We start from the raw sequence: 19,883 nt of genomic DNA, 5'->3' as shown, positions 1-19,883 counted from the left end.
GACTGCCGAAAGCGCGACCCTTGGGTAACGCCAAAATAATATTACTCGTTTTTCCAGTTTAATCTGTCCATTTGATTGTATGGCCAAGGAGCACCATTATTTTCAATATTTGTCATCATATTGTTTAATTCTGCTGGTGCAGCACTTTGCTCCATTACTAAGTAACGTCTCATCTCTATAATAATAGATAAAGGATCGATGCTTACCGGACAAGCTTCTACACAGGCATTACAACTTGTACATGCCCAGATTTCTTCGTTTGTAATATAATCTCCAAGTAATTGTTTACCATCATCTTTAAACTCACCGTTGTTTACATCGATGTTTTTTCCAACTTCTTCAAGACGGTCTCTTGTGTCCATCATGATTTTTCTTGGTGATAATTTTTTACCTGTTAGGTTTGCAGGACATTCGCTTGTACATCTACCACATTCTGTACATGTATATGCGTTAAGCAATTGTACCCATGTTAAATCTTGCACATCACTTGCTCCGAATTTAGCTGGAGTTTCGTCTTCTGCTCCTTCTGGTGCTGCTGCAAATGGATCGGCATCTGGGTCCATCATCATCTTCACTTCTTTTGTTACAGACTCTAGGTTGTTTAGTTGTCCTTTGTTATTTACACGACCATAAAAAGTATTAGGGAATGCTAAAAGGATATGTAAATGTTTAGAAAAGTATAGGTAGTTTAAGAAAATTAATATTCCAACAATATGTAACCACCAAGCTCCTCTTTCTATAATATGTAAAGATTCTGGAGACATTCCTGAAAATAAAGGTGAGATGAATTGACTGATTACATTTCCTGACTCCATATTTTGAAAAGTGGTGTCGGCAGCATTCATTACTAAGAAAAGAATCATTAATACCATTTCGAAGTATAGAATGAAGTTTCCGTCGTTTTTAGGCCATCCTTTCATTTCTGATTTCCAGAAACGTTGTATTTTGATAATATTTCTTCTTATCCAGAATACAACAACTGCTACAAATACTAAGAAGGCTAAAACCTCGAAAGAACCAATTAAGAATCCGTAAACGGCTTCTGGTAATACTTGTGAAAAAATACGATGTGTGCCGAAAAGTCCATCGATTATAATTTCTAGTACCTCAATATTAATAATGATAAAACCGATATATACTACTACGTGTAAAAATCCTGAAACAGGGCGTTTTACCATTTTGCTTTGCCCTAGAGCAATGTTTATCATGTTTTTCCAACGTTGTGAACGGTTGTCACTAACATCAACATCTTGTCCTAATTTGATATTACGAACAAGTTTTTTTACGTTTCTAGCAAAGTAGCCAAAGCCTACAATTAGAGCAATTGCGAAAATAATATTTGGTAAGTAGTTCATGTAATATTTGGTTTATTGTCTTTCGTCTTCTGGTTTAACGTATTCTTCATTATTTTTCTTCCCAAACACAGATACTTTAACGTATCTACCAGGGTTTAATTTGAAATCTTGTAATAATTCACGCAGTTGTTGTGAAGCTACTTCTAAATTATCATATAATTTATCATCCTTTAATAACTTTCCTAAAGTACCGTCACCATTATCTAAATCGGCTAAAAGCGTATTTACATTTAGTAAGGTTTGGTCTAGAGTTTTAACGGTTTTTGATATTTCTACATCCTTTAAATCTGTTGAAAGAACTGCTAGGTCTTCACTAACTTTATTGAAGTTAGAAATTACAGCAGTTAAACTCTTATCATTCTTTGAAATTAAAGAATTGAAAGAGTAAGATAATGATTTAAATGATTTTATAGTTTCGTTTAGTTCGCCAATAGCGTTTTTTAATCCTTTTTCTGAATCGTCTTCTACTATTCTATTTAAACTTACTAAGAGAGAATCTGCAGATTCTAATGTTCCGTCTAGTCCAGAGCTTAAACCTGAGAAGTTGTTTGTTAAACTTTTTACAAGACCTTCTTCTACTTCCGATTTAATAAAATCACCACTTTTAGCGAGTTCTCCTTCTGTAGATGGGATAATGGCAATACCATTTCCGCCCATAATTCCTAATTCGTAAAGGCGAATTATACTATTTTTAGTAAACTTAAGACCTTTGTCTACTGTAAATGAAACTCGGGTTTTTCCTGATTCGAAATCATATTTTATGCTATTAATTTTACCTACATTATTACCTTTAATAGTAACTGGAGATGCGGTAGTTAATGCATTATACTCGAACTCTGTATAAAATTCATTTTGTGGTTGAAAAATATTTTTTCCCTTTAAATAATTGATACCAATTATAAGGAATAGAATTCCTGAAATAACAAGTATTGCAGTTTTAACTTCTCTTGATAACTTCAAATTATATATAGGATTGATTATAGAACAAAATTAGAAATAAATTTACAAAGAATGCTTCTAATTAGCACTTGTTTTTAAGGCTTCGTCTACACTAATTTTTTTTCCGTCTTTAAAAGCTACAATATAACTTGTTGTATAGCCTTTGTTTTTAGCGGTTTTATGTAGTTGTTTCGCCTTTGCTAAATCGGAGGTGTTTCCATAAAAATACTTATAAAGTGCACCTTCTTTGTCTCTTGAGATATCCGACAAACCTTTGAAATTATAGGATTTAGGCTCTAGTTTCTTGGAACTTGCAGCAATTTGCACCTTAAAAACTACATCTTTAATAATTTGCTCTTTTTCTGAAGCTTCTATATCTTCTATTGGGTCTTCAAACTTAAAAACAGATTCCCCAATGTTTTGATCTAAAGATTTCTTGTATTTTAAAATAGCATCTTTAATTGCAGTTGCCATATCTTTTTGACCTTTACTAGAATTTAGATAAGCACCTTCATTTTTATACGTTAAAAATCCTGTTTCAATTAGAACACTAGGCATGTAGGTGTTGTGCAATACCCAAAAACCTGCTTGCTTTACTCCTCTACTCTTTCGTTTTAAGGAATTAGCAAAATTAGATTCTACTAAATGTGCTAGTTGAATACTTTGGTCTAAATATGCTTCTTGCATTAAAGTTAAACCTATTAAAGATTCTGGTGAGTTAGGATTGAACCCTTCATAATGCACATCATAATTTTCCTCAAGATAAATTACTTCGTTCTCTTTTTTAGCTACTTCAAAGTTTCTTTCACTTGCATGTAAACCTAAAACAAAGGTTTCTGTTCCGTGTGCTTGATTGCTAAAAGCGTTACAGTGAACAGAGACGAATAAATCCGCATCAGCATTGTTTGCAATTGCTGCACGCTCGCGTAGTTTTATAAAAACATCTGTTTTACGGGTGTAGATTACTTTTATATCAGGGTTTTTCTCTAATTCTTTTCCTGCTCCTAAAACTATATTTAGCGCAATATCTTTCTCTTTATAGCCGTTACCTAGATTTCCAGGATCATGACCACCGTGACCTGCATCAAGAACTACAACAAACTTTTTCTTGTTTTGAGCGTAGGAAAATGAAGTACCAACAAAAAAGCTTAATACTATTAGTAGTGATATGTTATATAATAATCTGTTAGTTTGCATACAAATAATAACTATTTAAATATTGGATTATTTTAAATTGCGTAAAATTAAATTAATCATAAAAAATATATGTAATTTTGGCAATTCAAAAACCGAGCCATACTTTTACAAAAATACATTAAAAGCGTTGCGAATTAATAACTTTCAAATACTTTTTACCCTAAGTTTTACCATATTTATCAACATGGTTGGCTTAGCTCAAGACAGACCAAAGTCTGGAGGGGAAATCAAACCTGTAAAAAGTGCAGATTCTATTTCTGTAAATATAAGAGATGTAATAGAAACTAAAGAAAAAGATGAGGGCGCTACTACCTTACTTACAGAAAAAGGACAAGACTCTACCAAAATAGATTCGATTAAACCAAAACCAGAATTCCTTACAGATGTTGTAACCTATAAAGCGAAAGACTATACTTCCTTTAATAATAAAGAGCAAAAACTCTATTTATACAATGAAGCTGAAATCCAATATGAAGATATGGAAATTAAGGCGGGAGTTATTGTTATAGATTATAATAAAAATGAAGTTTACGCTGGTAGAATAAAAGACTCATTAGGAAATTATTCTCAAAATCCTATTTTTAAACAAGGAGCGCAAATTGTAGAGCCGGATTCTATTCGATTTAATATAGATACGGAAAAGGCTTTAATTTTCAATTCTAGAACAGAACAAGCTGGTGGGTATTTTGATAGTGAAATTTCTAAAAAAGAAAATGATTCGGTTTATTTTGTAAAGAATGCCAAATTCACCACATCTAAAAATAGAGAAGATCCAGAATATTATTTTTTACTTCGTAAAGCAAAAGTAGTTCCAGACGAAAAAGTCGCAACTGGACTAACTAATATGTTTATATATGGTGTTCCAACTCCAATTGGTTTGCCTTTCGCGTATTTTCCGTTAACTAAAAAACAAACTTCAGGGGTTATCTTTCCTAGTTTTGGAGAGCAAAACCAAAGAGGATACTTTTTGCAAAATGGAGGATATTATTTTGCTATAAGTGACTATGTAGATTTAGCTGTGCTTGGTGATTATTATACCAATGGTAGTTATGGTATGCGCTTAGAAAGTAAATATAATTTACGATATAAATTTAGCGGTAACCTAGGCTTTAGATATGAAAACTTAATTACTAGTGAACGAGGTTTTTCAGATTATGCCAAAAACACTATTTATAATATTCGTTGGTCACATAATCAAGATCCTAAATCTAGTCCTAATTCCAGGTTTTCAGCTTCTGTTAACTTAGGTTCTAGTAAATATTATCAAAACTCTATAAACCAAATAAACGCCCCTAGTTTCTTAAACAACACTCTATCTTCTTCTATAAGTTATTCTAAAACTTTTCAAGGAGAACCGCAGGTGAATATGAGTGCTACAGCAACACATTCACAAAACACGAATACAGAAACTATTAATATGACGCTTCCAACATTACAAGCAAGCGTTAGTAGAATATTCCCTTTCGCTAGTGAAACTGGTTCTAAAAAGGGAATTATTCAAAATATAAACTTTCAATATAGCTTTAGAGCAGAAAACCGAATTGCAACACAAGATTCTCTTTTCTTTAAAAAAGAAATGTGGGATGATGCAAGAAGCGGTATTCAGCATAGTATTCCTCTATCCACAAACTTTAAACTTTTTAAATATTTCAGTTTAAGTGCTAGTTCTAATTTTCAAGAAAATTGGACATTTAGAACTATTAGAAAAGAATACGATTTAGACTTAGATGAAGTTGTTACTACAGACCACAATGGTTTCGATGCTTATAGAACTTACAATTTCAGCACAAGCATAGGAACAACGCTTTATGGTATGTTTAACTTTGAAAAAGAAGGAAAGACACCGAAAATTCAGAAAATTCGACATGTAATGCGTCCATCTGTAAGTTATAATATCAACCCTTCTTTTGATAGATATTATGATTCTTTTGAAGTTGTTAATGCTGACGGAGATGTTTTAGAAGAAGTAGAATTTACTCGTTTTGAAGAGAATATTTTTGGTTCTCCAAACAAAACCTACTCTAGTTCTATAGGTTTGAGTTTATCTAATAATTTTGAAGCTAAAGTAAGAGATAAAGATAGCACGGCAACCGAAGCTAAAAAAATCACTTTATTAAATAATTTAAACTTTAGTACCTCTTATAATTTAGCAGGAGATTCTTTAAACTGGAGTCCTGTAAGAATGACTGGAGGAACACAAATTCTAAATGATAAATTAACTATTAATTTCGGTGCTGTTTTAGACCCTTATGCTTTAGATAATAACAATAGAAGAATTGATAAGTTTAATATTGATAATGGCGGAAGTTTATTCAGACTTACTAGTGCGAACTTAACCATGAACTACAATCTTAACAATGCAAGTTTTGGTGGTGAGGATAAAAGCAGAAGAAATAGTAGAGAAGAAAACTTACGAAGCGGTGGTCGTGCAGATGATCTTTTTGGTGTAGCTCAAGATTTTGCCGATCAAACTTTTAATGATAACGAACAAGAGGAAACCGAAACAAAACCAAGCGAATTATATCGATATAAAATACCTTGGAACTTAAGGCTTGCATATGCTTTAAACTACTCTAACTCTATTAGACAAAATGAAATATCTTCTCATTCTTTAATGTTTTCTGGAGATATTGAATTTGCACCACGATGGACTGTTGGAGCTTCATCTGGTTACGATTTAAAAAACAAAGGTTTCACCTATACCCAACTGCGTTTTGAGCGCGACTTATTAAGTTGGAGAATGAATTTCTCTTGGGTTCCTTTTAGTACTCGTAGCTCATGGAACTTCTTTATAGGTATTAAATCAAGCATTTTAAAAGATATTAAATACGAAAAACGAAGACAACCAGATCAGCAATTATAAATAGCATCTGCATATTAATTAGTTTCCGTTTTCACGGAAAGAAATACATACATTTTCTATGAAAAAAATAATTACAACAAAAAACGCCCCTGCTCCTATCGGACCCTATAATCAAGCTGTTTTAGCAGGAAATACTTTATATACTTCTGGACAAATTGCATTACATCCGGAAACTGGAGAATTGGTTTTAGCAGATATTAAAACGGAAACCAAACAAGTAATGGAAAACTTAAAAGCTGTTTTAGCTGCTGCAGATATGACTTTTGAGAATGTTATTAAAACTTCCATTTTTATTAGTGATATGAATAACTTTTCTCAAATAAACGAAGTGTACGGTGAGTATTTTGAAGATAGCTCTGCTCCAGCTAGAGAAACGGTAGAAGTTGCTAATCTTCCTAAGTTTGTAAATGTTGAAATAAGCTGTATAGCTATTAAATAATTCTTCATTATATACTAAAAGCCTAATTTACAAATGTCTAGATTAGGCTTTTTGTTTTTGGCACGATGCTTGTAACTCTCATAGTAAGTTCAATTTTTAAAACTTACAATTATGAAACAGTTACTAGCAATTTTTACGTCTGTCCTACTATTTACAGGATTTACTGTAAACGCCAACCCAACCACTACATCAGAAGATATTCATTCACATACCTCTAAGAGAGGTTATGGAAACTCTTTCATATTTGTAGAACAAGGAATTGAATTTTCTGTTTTTCCTGATGGTCAGTTTGACTTTTACATGCCTAATTATGGTCCTAATGTAAATGTTTCTATAAACCACGGTAATACAAGTATTAGTTTTAATTCTGGTTACGACTATAATGCATATGTGCAATATGATGAATTTGGTGCAATCGTTCAAATTGAACATGTTCCAGTATTTTATGATTACTACGGACGTATAAGTCAAGTAGGTAATGTATTTATAAACTACAACCATTATGGATACATAACACAAATAGGTGGTTTATACGTTCATTATAACAGATATAATAGATACTCCCATTATACTGGTTTTATAAATATTTATAACAGACATTATATTTACAGACCATGGCATGCACATTACAGAATCCCACACTACAATCATTGTGTAGTATTTAATAAGCCTTACAGACAACACTACAGACCTGTTAGATATAAATATACAAGACCTTTTAATAACAACTACAGACGCACAACAGCAGTTGCTACGAGACGTGGAAGTAATATTCATAGAAGAAGTGAATTAGCTACAAGAGGAAATGACAGGCCTAGAAATAATGTAAGACCAAACAATAGTAGACCTAGAAATAATGTTGCTACATCTTCGCCTAGAAACAATAATTCAAAGCCAAGAGTCTCACAAAACACACCTAGACCTAGAGCTACTGCTCAAAATAATAGTTCTGCTCCTAGAGTAAAAACAAATACTACAAGACCTAGAAATACAGTTTCTAATAAACCAAGAACCCAATCTAGTCCTAGAGTTCAAACAACTAAACCTAGACCTAGAAATACGGTATCAACAAATCCTAGAACCAAACCTTCTCCAAGAATGCAGAAGAATACTTCTAGACCAAGAACAAATACGAAAGCTAGTGCACCTAGAGGTAGAAAGCAATTAGGGAACACTTCTAACAATAGCAGATCTAATAATAGAACAACTAGAAATTCTAGAGGAAGAATATAGAAAAAGAAAAATTATAGTTTTTAGTTGGTTAAAAGTCCTATCACAAGTTTACCCCAAAGCAACGTGATAGGACTTTCTTTTTAGCCTTATTACTATCTTAATTTAAAAACCTTTTTAAAGATAGTATTGAGGTCTTCAGATAAAGAGAATTTAAACACTATAAAAGCGTATGCAATTCCTGCTAAAATACTTTTTAAAGCTATGTTGATAATAGCATGGAAAGGAAATTCCCAAAAATAAAACGCCAAACAGAATACTGTTATTAATACGAGAGTATGTATTGTCTTGCCCGAAAAAGGATGCATTTTAAACTTTAAATTCACATACCATAGTTTTAAAAAATCATATACGAGAAAAGCTATAAGACTTGCAACCGCAGCACCTTCAATTCCATATTTTGGGATAAGAAGATAATTTAATAATACAGCAAGAATTACAATACAAAAACCAAAAACTAAAATGATTCTATAGTAATTAGAATTAAAAATAATCGCATTATTATTACCTAAAAGATTATCTATTAACTTCACTATAGAGATAATAAAAACAATAAATAAACCCTGACTATACTCTGGATTCATAAGAGTATACAATTGATTTATATTTATGATGATAAGTATAAATATAAATCCACCAATGATAAATAAGGTGATAGAGCTTGTCTTGTACAGTTTCTCTAACTCCTTCTTCTTCTTATCATTCAATAAAGAGGCTGTTAGCGGATTAACAATTTGATGCATAGCTCTTGCTGGTACAGCAATAACTGTAGCTATGAATATAGCAACTGTATAATATGCGATGTTTTCAAGCTCTATTAATTCTCCTAACATAAACTTATCTAAATCAAGAAGTAGCATAGAGACCGAGCCAGCAATAATAATTAAGAAACTATATTTTAAAACGTTTAAATAATCAAAGTTTTTATTTAAATATAATTTCGGGAACCGAATACTAAAAGCATAAATCTTCATAATCAGCATACGAAGAATATATACGAAAGATAAAGCGTAAATAAACTCTTCTACAGATAGCTTTTCATAATAAACAGCTAATAATAGAACCATAGTTCCTACTCTATGGAACGCTTCCCGCATAAAGTTTCCGAAAACGGATTTAAAATGAATTTTACTCCATGAAAAAAACACTTCAAAATAAGCTAAGGCAACTGCTAGCACATAAATCAGCCAAGTATAATCTTTAATTATATGGTTTTCTTTTGCCAACCAACTTGCAATAGTATCATAAAAAAGAGAACCTATTAAACCTACCGGAATTATTACCAAAAAAGGTAAAAAAAGCATAAAGGTTAAAAAGTTGTTTTGATGTTTTCTAGTTTTATAAGAGGAGTAAAACTTTATCAAACTATTATTTACACCAAACATTAATAATGGCATCATAATATTAGCTGTAGAAAGGATAAAGACTATTAATCCAAAATAATCGGCAGTTAAAAACTGTGTATATAAAAACAAGGTATTAATTGCTCCAATACCAAAACCTAAATAGGTAATGATGGTGTTTTTTATAGATTGTGAAGCAACAATTCCCATACGTTTTATTCTAAATGAATTAGTTCGGCTAATTTACTTGTTAAAGCTCTTCTGCTGTATTTTTGTAACCCTATAGGATGTGATTGTAATGTGTTTTCTTGAAACGCATTAAATTGATTTAAAAGTACACTTTTTAATCTATCGTAATCAGAATAATAAAAATAGTTTCCAGTATTTGTTTCGGTAATAATTTTTTCAACATCCGAACCTTTTGGACCAATTGCAATTATTGGTCTATTGGAAACCATATATTCAAATAATTTCCCTGGAATGATACACTTCGTTTCTTCCGAATCAATTTCAATAAGTAGTAGAATTTGAGATTCTTTTTGAATTTTAATAGCTTCATTATGTGAAACATAACTATTCAAGTGTAAATAATCACTTAAACCTTCTGCTTCAATACTTTTAACCACATTTTCACTTACAGCACCGACTAACTTCAGCTGAAATTCTTTAGAAAACTCTTTATTTTCTTCTGTTAATTCCTTTAAAACTTTCCATAAAACTTCTGGATTTCTTTTAGATAATAAAGAACCAATATGAGCCAATGTAAACTTTTTATCCATAACGATAGCTTCGGTTTTTTGGGTATCGTAACCATTGGTAATTACAGCAATAGGTTTGTTGGTTTTTTCTTGAAATTCCTCCTTGGTAACACTACTGGTAACAACAATTTGATCGGCTGTATTTAAAACCTTATTTTCTAATACAAGATGTTTTTCTTTTGAAGCTTTGGTTAACTTCAACTCTTTATGATATCCTATGGTTGTCCACGGATCTCTAAAATCTGCTATCCACCTCACTCCTAGTTTTTCCTTTAGCTGCATACCAATTAAATGCAAACTGTGTGGCGGACCAGTAGTTATGATTGTGTCTATTTGGTGTTTTTTAATATAGTTTGAAAGATAGTTTACTGAAGGTTTTACCCAGTTTTTTCTAGCATCTGGAATAAAGAAATTACCTCTTATTGCTAAAAGGACCTGTTCTACGAAGCTTTGTTTTTTCGCTTCCGGAATTAAGCCTTTACTTATTGATTTTGTTCCTTTTTTAGAAAGAAACCCAGCAAGTTTATAAGGTTCGCTTATTGGTTGTTTTAATATGGTAAGATCGTTTGAAACTTCATAAGTTAAACTTTCATCTTTTAATGGATAGTTTGGGTTTTCAGGAATATAAACAATAGGTTCTACATCAAACTCTGGTAAATACTTTACAAACTTCAGCCAACGCTGTACTCCTGGTCCACCTGCAGGTGGCCAATAATAGCTTATAATAAGTACTTTCTTCTTGCTCATTCTTTCTTAAACTGCAATAGCAGAAATGATATAAATTGAAATTATGTAGTGAATTTCTACCGAAGCAAATACGTTAATTACTTCTTTTTTATTTTAAAATATACTCCACCAAGAAGTAATAACCCTAAAAGAATAGAGCTTGCCAAAGCAATACTACTTCCAGTCTGTATAACTTTTGGTTCAAATTTGAATTCTATTGTATGTTTTCCTGCAGGAACCTCCATTCCTCGTAAAACATAGTTTACTCTATAATGCTTCTCTAAATTACCATCTATATAGGCATTCCAACCATTTGCATAATAGATTTCAGAAAATACAGCAAATCCTTTATTGGTATTATTTGATTGGTATTTTAAATAGTTAGGCTTAAATTCTTGAAGCAAAATATTTGCTGTAGAATCTACTCTGAAATTTTTGTTTGTAATAGCTTCCGTAGTAAGAAATACAGCTTTTGTTTTGGTATTTAAACTGTCTAGTGCTATGATTTCTTCATTTGCAGTTGCAACTTCTTTCAGTTCTGAAACAAACCAAGCATTACCATTAGCATCGGTATTAGTGAAAGGAAATATTTGACCTTCCTCTTCAGCGATAATATATTTCGCATTAAGCATATTCAATACATTCATATTGTTTTTGGTAATATGAAAGTCGAAAAGTTCATCATAACGCTTCAATTTAGCTGCATGATAACCACTTATTGAATTATGAAAATAAGAAGCTCTTGCTGTAGGATCTGTAATATCAAAAACCCTAAAGTGTGATGTATCCTTTTGTATTTCTAAATCTGCTTGATTAGGTTGATAAGGTTTTTTCACTTGTAAGGCTGAAACAAAATTATCGTTGTTAACGTATCTTCTATCAACCGAAACTAAATCAAATAGAATTAATGCAGCAAAGGCTATAATTACAAGTTTTTCAGATATTTTCTTCTTTAAGAATAGGAATACGGTTCCTGCAGAAAGCAATACTAAAATCAAGGTTCTTAAGGTGTCTTGACTGAATAACATTTTTCTATCTTCTCGTAAAGCATCAATAAAACGCTGTCCATAATTTTGTTTATAAAAACCGTCGTTTACTCCAGCAAAGTCTACTCCCATAAAACTTAGAGAGTTTTTAAATAATAGAAAGAATAAAGCTAATCCTGCTGTTATTCCAAGGGTATATTTTATGGCATTTAGTTTTACTTCATCCTTTTCAAAATTATTGAATAAGCGTGATAAACCGAATATTGCCAAAATAGGAATACACAATTCTAATATTACTTGTATGGATGTTACAGCTCTAAACTTATTGTATAACGGAACATAATCGATAAAGAAATCTGTTAGGAATCCTAGATTTTTTCCGTAAGAAAGTAATAGAGATAAGATAGTTCCTCCAACAAGCCACCATTTTATTCTTCCTTTCACTAAGAATAAAGAAAAAACAAAAAGGAAAATAACCACAGCACCAACATAAGCAGGGGCTTCCACAATAGGTTGACTTCCCCAATAAGTAGGTGTTTGTTTTACATATTCTTTTGCTTGTAAGGCAGGCACTCCCTGACTGACAAAAAACTCATACGAAGCAGAGTCTTTACCTACATCTTCATGATTCCCTCCTCCTACTATTCTAGAGATGTATAAATTAAAAGTTTCTAAAAATCCATAACTATATTCGGTAATATATTCTTTACTTAATCCAGAAGTTACTTCTTTAGGTGAACCATCCGGTTGAATGGTAAGTTCGCTTTTACTTCTAGTACTTTCATTTGCATATTCTTTGGTAGCTAGAATATTTGTAGCATTTAAACCTACTGCTAGAATAACAGCAAGAATTAAGATTCCTACAGACTGAAAAAAATGTGGAAGTATTTGTTTTCTATAAGCATCTAGCAAATAAGCAATTCCTAAAACAATTACCAATAACATGAGGTAATAAGTCATTTGGAAGTGGTTTGCTACAATTTCTAAAGCCATTGCGACTGCTGTGAGTAAAAAACCTTCTACGTATTTTCGTTTAAAGGTGAGGATGATTCCGCTTAAAACCAATGGCATGTAAGCAATTGCGTGTGCTTTACTGTTGTGTCCTACCCCAAGAATAATAATGAGATAGGTTGAAAACCCAAATGCTAAAGCACCTAAAGCAGCTAGTTTATAATCTATTTTAAGTACTAGTAAAAGCACATAAAACCCCATAAAATACAGGAACAGATAATCTGCTGGTCTAGGTAAAAAACGTAGAGTTAAATCTAGTTTTTTGATATAATTATGCGGATACTTTGCCCCTAATTGATAGGTTGGCATTCCGCCAAAAGCACTGTTTGTCCAATAGGTCTCTTCACCGGTTTCTTCCCTGTAATCGGTTTGTTGTTTAGACATACCAATATACTGCTTAATATCACTTTGAAATATTTGTTTTCCTTTTAAAACAGGACTAAAATATGCTAGTGAAATTAGTATAAAACCAATGAAAATAAGAAAATGTGGGAGTAGTTTTTTTATAGAGAATTGCATGAATAAAATGTATATCAATAAGGTTGAAATTTAGTCAATTTCTTCGTAATCTACATATTCACCAACATTTTTATTTGAAGATCTGTTTTCTGGCATTTTATCAATAGTGATTTTCCCTTCTTTCGTTGTAGGTTGTTTTTGTTGTTGGTTATGAAAACCACCAAACTGTTCTCCAAAACGTTGTTCTGCTTTTTTCGCTATAAACTTCAACAATAATGGAGCAAATATTCGAGATAAGATTTTCACACCATAATAAATTAATAGTATGATTAAAATCACTTTTACAACTCCAGTAACAGATGCCAATTGCAACATAAAATTATTTTTTAACAAAAATACAATACTTATGTTTTAATTTATGGGATAAATACTTAAAAAAAATATAAAATATATATCTTTGAACTCAACCAACGCTAATAAACATGAAGTCTTTAAAATACTATCTAGTAACTCTAGTGTTTGCAGTTTCCTTTTCAGGATTTTCACAGTACACAGAAGTTATAAATTCAAATAGACCAGGAGTTTCAAAAAGCGCCTTTTCTGTAGGAACTAACGTTATTCAGTTTGAAGCTGGACCATATATGCTAAATGAAAAACACTCTCGATTACAACGAGATGATGAAAGTTATGGTGTGGATTTCAGCCTTAGATACGGTTTATTTTTAGAGAACTTAGAAATTAATTTGGAAGGTATTTATCAATCCACCAACAGAACTTTTACCAATAATATTAGTAGTGAAGCAGATTTTAGCAATTTCAAACATTTCACTTTTGGTCTTAAATATTTAGTTTTTGACCCTTACAGGCATGCAAAAGAAGAAAAGCCAAACATTTACAGCTGGAAGGCAAATCATAAATTTAAATGGAAGTCGCTAATTCCTGCAGTATCTATTTATGCAGGGGTTAATTTTGACTCTAAAGACAATCCGTTTACTGCTCCAGGAGTTCAAGGAATAAGCCCTAAAGTTATGATTGCTACACAGAATAATTTTGTTGGTGGTTGGGTTTATGTAATGAATTTCATGCAAGATAGAATTGGATCTACACAATCTGATTTTTCTTATATACTTACACTTACAAAAGCAATTAACCAGCAGTGGGCTGTTTTTGGTGAAGCACACGGAATAAAAAGCGATTTTTATGCTGACAATTTAGTTCGATTTGGTGGTGCTTATTTATGGAGCAAAAATTTTCAATTAGATACAGCAGTAACTTTGAATACTAAAGATACTCCTTCTGTTTTCGGAATTACACTTGGTGCATCTTTCCGATTAGATTTTCATGAAGATCAATTGATAGATAATACTCCTAAACCTGGTAAAAAAATAAGAACTAAGACCAAGAAAGAAACTAAAAAAAGTAAACAAGAAAAACAACAACAGAATTTTGATGATTTTTAAAGAATTAATAATTTTATGATTAGCATTAGGCAAGTCCGCACTAAAAAAGAATACAAAGAATTTGTTAAATTTCCTTTTCAACTTTACAAAGATTCAAAATACTGGGTTCCACCAATAATTTCACAGGAATTAAAAACCTTCGATCAGAAGGAAAACCCTGTATTTAATGATGCCGATGCTTATTTCTTCCTTGCTTATAAAGGAAATAAAATTGTAGGAAGAGTTGCAGCAATCATCAATTGGTTGGAAGTAAACAAGCAAAACGAAAAGAAAATGCGTTTTGGTTGGTTTGATTTTATAGATGATTTAGAAGTCTCTAAAGCACTTTTAGATAAGGTTGCTGAAATTGGTGAAGAGAATAACTTAGAGTACCTAGAAGGCCCTGTAGGTTTCTCTAATTTGGATAAAGTAGGTGTACTAACCGAAGGATATGATGTCATTGGAACCATGATTACTTGGTACAACCACCCATATTATGTAACACATTTAGAAAAGCACAACTATAGGCCAGAAAAAGAATGGATAGAGAGCCATTTTCCATTCAGTAATATAGATCCTGAAGTTTTCTCTAAAGCAGATGCTTTAATTAGAAAACGTTATCAAGTACATGTAAAGGATTTTACTAAAACAAAAGAAGTAATGCCTTATGCAGATGAGATGTTTGACTTATTTAATAAAAGTTACGCTTCCCTATCCTCTTTTGTTGAGATAACAGATATTCAAAAGGAATATTTTAAAAAGAAATTTATTGGTTTTATTAATCCGGAATACATTAAGTACGTTTTTGATAAAGATGACAAAATGATTGCCTTTGCTATTGTTATGCCCTCTTTTTCTAAAGCATTACAAGAAATTAACGGAAAACTATTTCCATTTGGATTCTTAAAACTTCTGAAAGCTAAAAAAGAAAGTAAAGATGTTATTTTCTATTTAATTGGAATTTTACCTGAGTATCAAAACAAAGGTATTACTGCAGTCATTTTTAGCGAGTATTACAAGACTTTTGCGGCAAAAGGTATACAGAACTGTATTCGAACTCCAGAACTAGCAAATAACCATGCTATTCAAAAAATCTGGAAGCATTTTGACCCTAAAGTTATAAAGAGAAGAAAAACTTACAGAAAAGAGTTAAATTAAAACTGCTTTTCATTTTAAAATAGTAAAACGGAGAAGTATAATTTAACAATTATTTTCTCCGTTTTTTTATGATACCCTTTAATAATTATGGTGTACCAAAGTGTACCTTAAAAAGCTCTACCCCCCATTTCAACAATATCACCCTAAAGTTACATTATGAGTAAAACCTTTAATGAAACTCTAGAAAACCTATATAAAACAAAAAAGACCTACTGAAACAGTAAGTCTTTTTGTGAGCCCGATAGGATTCGAACCTATGACCGCCTCCTTAGAAGGGAGGTGCTCTATCCAGCTGAGCTACGAGCCCGTAACTCTAAAAAAATTGTCGGGGTGGCAGGATTCGAACCTGCGACCTCCGCGTCCCAAACGCGGCGCGATAACCGGGCTACGCTACACCCCGAAACAGTTATCAATAAAATTGAAAAATTGCGGAGAGACAGGGATTCGAACCCTGGGTAAGTGTTTCCACCTACGACGATTTAGCAAACCGCTCCTTTCGGCCACTCAGGCACCTCTCCGTTAATCTTTATATGAACAACAGCATTTGTTCTTAAATGCGGATGCAAATGTATATTCTTTTATCAAAGAACACAAATTTTTTTGGAATATTTTTTCGAAAATTATTCGGGATATTCAATTCGTAAATGGTAAATATTTGCAAGCTTGTGCTTTAGCACTTTTTTTATAGATTGAATTTCTTTAAAAGTTATGTTCGCATTTAGGAATTGTTCGCTTTCCATCTGCTTATTTATGATATTTTCAACAAAAGTATCGATCTTAGAAGAGGTTGGTTCCTTCAAGCTTTTAGATGCTGCCTCTACACTATCGCACATCATTAAAATGGCAGTTTCTTTACTAAATGGTTTCGGTCCTGGGTAAATAAAATCTTCTTTAGAAGCTTCTTCATTCATAGACTTTTCTTTTTTATAGAAATAATAAACCAAACTTGTACCGTGATGGGTTCGTATGAAATCTATAACTCTATCTGGAAGGTTATTCTTTTTCGCTATTTCAATGCCGTCTAAGACATGATCTATAATTACGTTAGCACTTTCTTTTGGAGATAACTCATCATGCGGATTGATGCCTGTAGATTGGTTTTCGGTAAAGAAAGTTGGGTTTTTCATTTTACCTATATCATGATACAGCGCTCCTACTCTAATTAACATGGCATTCGCCCCCACTTCGTTTGCTGCTGCTTCCGCTAAATTGGCTACGTTTAACGAATGATGAAAGGTTCCAGGTGCTTTGTTAGATAATTCTTTTAGAAGCTTAGAATTCGTGTCGGATAACTCTAATAGGGATACATCTGAAACCAATCCGAATAACTTTTCGTAAACATAAATTAAAGGTTGTACGAATAAGGTTGCTAGTCCACATAAAACAAAGAGTCCAAAAGTTTCCCAATGAATAGCGTCTACACTTCCTTCATGAATTACAAAAAAGGCAAAATAGGCAATGATATAAATAAGCGTTATTTGTCCTACGGAAATAAATAAATTGACACGTTTGTATAGTTCTGAAACTGTTAAGATGGTAATAATTCCGGCTGTAATCTGTAAAAACATATACTCATAACTATTCGGAACAATTAAACCTAACAGAAGAACTGTTATAACATGGGTGAACAAACCGAGTCTTGCATCAAAAAAAGCTTTTAAAACCAAAGGAAGAATACATAAAGGAACTATATATAAATACTGCGAATTATAGTTAAGAACGAAGCTTGTTATAAGCACCATCATTATAACATTGAAAAAAATGAAGGTAACTTTCGTGTTGTTATTAAACACGTCTAGTCTGTATTTTCTTAAAAAAAGCAGCAGCATTAATAAGGCAAGTAAAACCAGTAAAGTATAAGCAAATACAACCCAGTTATAGTTTGAAGCTGTCCATACCTGTGATTTATATTCGTTTTTTAAAGACTCTAAAACTTGATACTTCTCTCCTTCTACTACTTCCCCTTTAGAAATAATTAAAGTCTCTTTATTTATACTTCCTCGTGTGTATGCTATTTTGCTTAATTCATCTTTTAAAGCATTTTCGGTGAGCTTTTTATTGAAGCTTAGATTTGGCTCTACTACTTCAAAAAATATAGAAAGAAAATGAATCTCAAAACCTTCAACCTGATTTGCTTTTAAGAGTTTATTTATAGTTGTTGTTACATCTTTCTGCTGAATAAGGTTTTCAAACTTAGTTTGTTTAACAGTTATTTGTCCATCTAGAATGACACTTTTCTTTTCTTCAGAAAAATTAAAGTTTTCATTTAAAACACCGTAACTATATAGTTTATCTAAAACAAGCTCTCCTGTTTTATATAAAGTGTTTAACTGGTTCTTAGAAATAGAATCTGGAAAAGTTTGATAAAATGTTTGCTTATATGCTGCTCTAACATTTTTTTCAACCGTTGTATTTAAGTTAAAATATAGGTTTGACTGTTGTTCAATTTGATGTTTTTCTGCATCAATTTCTTGTTTCGTTTTTTTGATAGCAAAATCAAAAGGAGCATATAGGTTTTCAGACTGCCAAGGTTTTCCTTGTATAAAATTGTATTTGAATTTTCCTTGTTTCGGAAACAAATAAACGATTAACACTGTTGTACAAATAAACAGCAGGGCTTTATAAATTAAAGCATGATTTTTATAGATACTATTTATGAAGTCTTTCATGGTAATTTTTACTGTTCTCAAATGTAATAAAATATACTTTTTAAACTGTTATTAATAAAGTATCATTCTAATTTCTACTAAAATTTGATTATTTTCGCATAAATTAAATTTAAACGCAAATCACAATGAGTAAAGAAGTAGTTATAGTATCTGCCGCTAGAACACCAATTGGTAGTTTTTTAGGCGCTTTATCTTCAGTTCCTGCTCCAAAATTAGGAGCCATAGCAATTAAGGGCGCATTAGATAAAATTAACCTGAAACCAGAAATGGTTCAAGAAGTTTTAATGGGTAATGTTGTTCAAGCAGGAACGGGTCAAGCACCAGCTAGACAAGCGGCTATTTATGCTGGAATACCAGATACTGTACCATGTACTACCATTAATAAAGTATGTGCTTCTGGAATGAAAACAGTTATGCAAGCCGCTCAAGCTATTGCTTTAGGTGATGCAGATGTTGTTGTTGCTGGAGGAATGGAAAACATGAGTTTAATTCCGCATTACTACCACGCTAGAACAGGAACTAAATTTGGTCCTGCTAAAATGGAAGATGGTATGCAACGTGACGGATTAGTAGATGCTTACGATCAAAATGCGATGGGAGTTTGTGCAGATCTCTGTGCAACAGAATATGAGTTTTCTAGAGAAGACCAAGATACTTTTGCAATTCAATCTTATAGTCGTTCTGCTGCGGCTTGGGATGCAGGAAAATTTGATAACGAAATTGTTCCTGTAGAAGTTCCTCAAAGACGTGGAGAAGCAGTAATTGTTAGTAAAGACGAAGAATATACAAATGTAAGAATGGATAAAATTCCATCTTTACGTCCTGCATTTACAAAAGAAGGAACAGTAACTGCTGCTAACGCTTCTACTATTAATGATGGAGCTGGAGCAATGGTATTAATGAGTAAAGAAAAAGCAGAAGAATTAGGTTTAAAACCTTTAGCAACTATAAAAGGTTATGCAGATGCTGCGCACGAACCAAAATGGTTTACAACAGCTCCTGCTAAAGCATTACCAAAAGCTTTAGATAAAGCTGGAATTGCGTTAGGAGATGTAGATTATTTTGAATTTAACGAAGCATTTTCTGTTGTAGGTTTAGCTAATATGAAAATATTAGGATTAACAGATGATAAGGTTAACGTAAATGGTGGAGCTGTTTCTTTAGGACACCCATTAGGATGTTCAGGTGTTAGAATTATTATTACTTTATTAAACGTATTAGAACAAAACAATGCTAAAATTGGTGCAGCCGCTATTTGTAATGGTGGTGGTGGTGCTTCTGCTATTGTTATCGAACGTTCTTAATTCTAAC

The 19,883-nt window shown here is 32.0% G+C and carries 14 protein-coding genes and 3 tRNA genes; 6 read left to right on the top strand and 11 right to left on the bottom strand.

From position 1 onward, the window contains the following. Nucleotides 1-41: 41 nt before the first annotated feature. Genes DU428_RS06025 through DU428_RS06015 form a run of 3 tightly spaced genes read right to left on the bottom strand, consistent with a single transcriptional unit; the run spans nt 42 to nt 3,491 of the window. Nucleotides 42-1,355: a (Fe-S)-binding protein gene (locus DU428_RS06025; RefSeq protein WP_072349040.1), complete on the bottom strand. Its 1,314-nt coding sequence runs from the start codon at nt 1,353-1,355 to the stop codon at nt 42-44. A 12-nt stretch (nt 1,356-1,367) separates the two neighbouring features. Continuing rightward, nucleotides 1,368-2,315 (bottom strand): MlaD family protein, encoded by a 948-nt coding sequence (locus tag DU428_RS06020; RefSeq protein ID WP_072349039.1) that lies wholly within the window; start codon nt 2,313-2,315, stop codon nt 1,368-1,370. A 57-nt stretch (nt 2,316-2,372) separates the two neighbouring features. After that, the gene (locus tag DU428_RS06015) at nt 2,373-3,491 is read right to left on the bottom strand and encodes an N-acetylmuramoyl-L-alanine amidase family protein (RefSeq protein WP_113966158.1); all 1,119 of its coding nucleotides are present in this window, start codon (nt 3,489-3,491) and stop codon (nt 2,373-2,375) included. 127 nt (nt 3,492-3,618) lie between these two features. Between DU428_RS06015 and DU428_RS06010 the strand changes: the two genes are divergently transcribed. The 3 genes from DU428_RS06010 (at nt 3,619) to DU428_RS06000 (ending at nt 8,026) form a co-directional block, all read left to right on the top strand. Next, a complete protein-coding gene (locus DU428_RS06010) occupies nt 3,619-6,354 on the top strand; it encodes a putative LPS assembly protein LptD (protein ID WP_317047504.1) in 2,736 nt (911 codons plus the stop codon). 58 nt (nt 6,355-6,412) lie between these two features. After that, on the top strand, nt 6,413-6,793 hold the full coding sequence (locus DU428_RS06005) for a RidA family protein (RefSeq protein ID WP_072349036.1): 381 nt from the start codon (nt 6,413-6,415) through the stop codon (nt 6,791-6,793). Nucleotides 6,794-6,904: 111 nt separating this feature from the next. Beyond that, nucleotides 6,905-8,026 (top strand): hypothetical protein, encoded by a 1,122-nt coding sequence (locus DU428_RS06000; RefSeq protein WP_072349034.1) that lies wholly within the window; start codon nt 6,905-6,907, stop codon nt 8,024-8,026. Nucleotides 8,027-8,118: 92 nt separating this feature from the next. Here DU428_RS06000 and DU428_RS05995 read toward each other — a convergent pair whose 3' ends face one another. The 4 genes from DU428_RS05995 to DU428_RS05980 form a co-directional block, all read right to left on the bottom strand. Beyond that, nucleotides 8,119-9,576: an oligosaccharide flippase family protein gene (locus DU428_RS05995; RefSeq protein ID WP_072349031.1), complete on the bottom strand. Its 1,458-nt coding sequence runs from the start codon at nt 9,574-9,576 to the stop codon at nt 8,119-8,121. 5 nt (nt 9,577-9,581) lie between these two features. Beyond that, complete coding sequence (locus DU428_RS05990) at nt 9,582-10,871, bottom strand: glycosyltransferase family 4 protein (RefSeq protein WP_113966159.1); 1,290 nt, start codon at nt 10,869-10,871, stop codon at nt 9,582-9,584. Between the two features lie 77 nt (nt 10,872-10,948). Continuing rightward, nucleotides 10,949-13,366, bottom strand: coding sequence for a YfhO family protein (locus DU428_RS05985; protein ID WP_113966160.1), 2,418 nt, complete (start codon nt 13,364-13,366; stop codon nt 10,949-10,951). A 30-nt stretch (nt 13,367-13,396) separates the two neighbouring features. Next, nucleotides 13,397-13,681, bottom strand: coding sequence for a DUF4834 family protein (locus DU428_RS05980; RefSeq protein ID WP_072349025.1), 285 nt, complete (start codon nt 13,679-13,681; stop codon nt 13,397-13,399). Between the two features lie 107 nt (nt 13,682-13,788). On the opposite strand from DU428_RS05980, the gene DU428_RS05975 reads away from it, so the two are divergent. Then, complete coding sequence (locus tag DU428_RS05975) at nt 13,789-14,766, top strand: transporter (RefSeq protein WP_072349023.1); 978 nt, start codon at nt 13,789-13,791, stop codon at nt 14,764-14,766. A gap of 15 nt (nt 14,767-14,781) precedes the next feature. Next, nucleotides 14,782-15,903 carry a GTP cyclohydrolase gene (locus DU428_RS05970; protein WP_072349021.1) on the top strand — a complete coding sequence of 374 codons (1,122 nt, stop codon included), beginning with the start codon at nt 14,782-14,784 and terminating at the stop codon, nt 15,901-15,903. A 233-nt stretch (nt 15,904-16,136) separates the two neighbouring features. Here the strand turns inward: DU428_RS05970 and DU428_RS05965 are convergent. The 4 genes from DU428_RS05965 to DU428_RS05950 form a co-directional block, all read right to left on the bottom strand. After that, nucleotides 16,137-16,210: transfer RNA gene (locus DU428_RS05965), tRNA-Arg, on the bottom strand. An 18-nt stretch (nt 16,211-16,228) separates the two neighbouring features. Beyond that, nucleotides 16,229-16,303: transfer RNA gene (locus DU428_RS05960), tRNA-Pro, on the bottom strand. Nucleotides 16,304-16,332: 29 nt separating this feature from the next. After that, a tRNA-Ser gene (locus tag DU428_RS05955) sits at nt 16,333-16,421 on the bottom strand. A 102-nt stretch (nt 16,422-16,523) separates the two neighbouring features. Then, entirely contained in the window at nt 16,524-18,572 is a 2,049-nt protein-coding gene (locus DU428_RS05950) for an HD family phosphohydrolase (RefSeq protein WP_113966161.1), read from the bottom strand. A gap of 125 nt (nt 18,573-18,697) precedes the next feature. On the opposite strand from DU428_RS05950, the gene DU428_RS05945 reads away from it, so the two are divergent. After that, entirely contained in the window at nt 18,698-19,876 is a 1,179-nt protein-coding gene (locus DU428_RS05945) for an acetyl-CoA C-acyltransferase (protein ID WP_113966162.1), read from the top strand. Nucleotides 19,877-19,883: the final 7 nt, after the last annotated feature.

The organism is Oceanihabitans sediminis, assembly GCF_003337215.1.
Lineage (GTDB): Bacteria > Bacteroidota > Bacteroidia > Flavobacteriales > Flavobacteriaceae > Oceanihabitans > Oceanihabitans sediminis.
This window is presented reverse-complemented; position numbering and strand designations above follow the sequence as displayed.

Coding starts and splice junctions, on each gene's coding strand:
- DU428_RS06025 (WP_072349040.1), bottom strand. CDS start 1,355: ATGAACTACTTACCAAATATTATTTTCGCAATTGCTCTAATTGTAGGC.
- DU428_RS06015 (WP_113966158.1), bottom strand. CDS start 3,491: ATGCAAACTAACAGATTATTATATAACATATCACTACTAATAGTATTA.
- DU428_RS06005 (WP_072349036.1), top strand. CDS start 6,413: ATGAAAAAAATAATTACAACAAAAAACGCCCCTGCTCCTATCGGACCC.
- DU428_RS06000 (WP_072349034.1), top strand. CDS start 6,905: ATGAAACAGTTACTAGCAATTTTTACGTCTGTCCTACTATTTACAGGA.
- DU428_RS05995 (WP_072349031.1), bottom strand. CDS start 9,576: ATGGGAATTGTTGCTTCACAATCTATAAAAAACACCATCATTACCTAT.
- DU428_RS05990 (WP_113966159.1), bottom strand. CDS start 10,871: ATGAGCAAGAAGAAAGTACTTATTATAAGCTATTATTGGCCACCTGCA.
- DU428_RS05985 (WP_113966160.1), bottom strand. CDS start 13,366: ATGCAATTCTCTATAAAAAAACTACTCCCACATTTTCTTATTTTCATT.
- DU428_RS05980 (WP_072349025.1), bottom strand. CDS start 13,681: ATGTTGCAATTGGCATCTGTTACTGGAGTTGTAAAAGTGATTTTAATC.
- DU428_RS05975 (WP_072349023.1), top strand. CDS start 13,789: ATGAAGTCTTTAAAATACTATCTAGTAACTCTAGTGTTTGCAGTTTCC.
- DU428_RS05970 (WP_072349021.1), top strand. CDS start 14,782: ATGATTAGCATTAGGCAAGTCCGCACTAAAAAAGAATACAAAGAATTT.
- DU428_RS05950 (WP_113966161.1), bottom strand. CDS start 18,572: ATGAAAGACTTCATAAATAGTATCTATAAAAATCATGCTTTAATTTAT.
- DU428_RS05945 (WP_113966162.1), top strand. CDS start 18,698: ATGAGTAAAGAAGTAGTTATAGTATCTGCCGCTAGAACACCAATTGGT.